This is a genomic window from Rhizobacter sp. (genome assembly GCF_031412075.1).
Lineage (GTDB): Bacteria > Pseudomonadota > Gammaproteobacteria > Burkholderiales > Burkholderiaceae_C > Rhizobacter.
The window spans coordinates 1-1,507 of the sequence record NZ_JANOCG010000480.1 but is presented as its reverse complement, the minus strand read 5'-3'; the positions used below and the strand labels follow the sequence as shown (position 1 = coordinate 1,507).

At 68.5% G+C, this 1,507-nt stretch carries 2 protein-coding genes; both read right to left on the bottom strand.

Translation table 11 applies throughout. From position 1 onward, the window contains the following. A partial coding sequence (locus RMO40_RS18005; protein WP_309724359.1) for a hypothetical protein occupies positions 1-999 on the bottom strand: 999 nt, incomplete at its 3' end. 42 nt (positions 1,000-1,041) lie between these two features. Beyond that, on the bottom strand, positions 1,042-1,507 hold a 466-nt coding region (locus tag RMO40_RS18000), incomplete at its 5' end, for a cytochrome P450 (RefSeq protein ID WP_309724357.1).

Here is a 1,507-nt window from a genome sequence, read left to right as displayed (position 1 = left end):
CACTTCCGCGGCCGTCTTGACGAGGGGCAGCCACTCGTTGACGAAATGAGGTGCCAGCACAAAAAGCACCAGCAGCAAGGCCCATGCAAAACGGTGACCCAGGGTCTCGCGCACCGGGCTCAGCAGGGGTCGCATGGAGGGCATGAGGCCGGGCAGAAGTAGGAACAGCAGGACATACACCATGGCCAGGGTGACTGCGGCCACCACCGCTTGCACCACCCAGGCCAGCCCCGCTGTGGCCAGGGCGCAGACGCCGGCGATGCTGGCCCAGCTTTGAAGCGGCGGAACCCGCAGCGGCATGACCCACGCTGCCGCGCCGAAGAAGGCCCAGCCCAGGCCCAGCAGCGCCAGCACGATGCCGATCAGGCCTGCGAGGTAGAGCAGCTTGCCGCCCCCGGTCGCGCCGCCGGCGCGCCAGTAGGAGCGTGGCGCCGGGGTGGTGGCCCAGTCGAAACGCGGTTGTTGCATCGCCCAGCGTGCCAATGCCAGCGCAAACGATTCGCGGTCGACAGGCGGAGGCAGCGTGGCGCGCCGCTGGCGGGTGGCCTCGAACAACTCGGCCTCCTGCAGGATCTGCGCGCAGTGGCGGTCTCGCACGCCGGCGAAGGCGCCGTCGGCCACATGCACGTGCCGGCTCAGGAACCCGCGCAGCCAGCGCTGCTGTTGGCCCAGCGTGGCGTTGGCGGGTAAGCCCTCTTGCGCGGCGTAGCGGTGGTAGAGCGTCCACAAAATGCCGTTGTCCTGCTGCACCAGCAGGTCGATCAGGTCGACCGGCCGCAGGCCTTCGTCGACGGCCAGCTCGAACATCAACGAAGGCAAGCTGCCTTCGCGTTCGCTCGATCGGCCGGGCAGCAGTGCGAAGGTGGCGAAGTGCACCACCTTCACCACCGCCAGCAGCTCGGTCATGCTGGCCTGGGTGCTGGCCGCCTTGAGCACCGTGTCGTCGTCCTCCCACGAGGGGGTGACGACGCACAGCATTTGTTCACGAACGACGCGCACCTGGGCCTCCCGATGTGGATCGTGTTTTTCGGTGCGTTCCGTTCAGCGCCAACGCAGGCTCATCTTGGAGATCATCGGCCCGTCGTAGCGCAGGCGCGATGCACGCGGGCCGCTCCACGTCAGCGTGGGCAAGGTCAGCAGGCCGATGAGTGCGCTGGTCAGCATCTCGAGGGCCTGCTCCCGCCCCGGGCAGCGCCGGTCGCCGTAGCCGAACATCAGGTAGCGGCTCTCTTCGTGGGCGCCCCACATGCGCCCCGGCTCGTAGCTGCCACTTTCGGTCACCGCCTGGGCGTCGAACATGGCACCGATCGACAGCACCGTCACCGAGCCGCCCGCCGGGCACTGTGGGCGCCAGCGGCCGCCCGCTTCGAACGAGGTGTCACGGGGCACATCGCGGGCCAGCAGCGGGAACACCGGGCGAAAGCGCATCAGCTCCAGCACATGGTCGCGCACCTGTTTGCGAAACAGCGGGTCGGACCAGACCTTCGTGCCGAGGTCGTGGACCTGC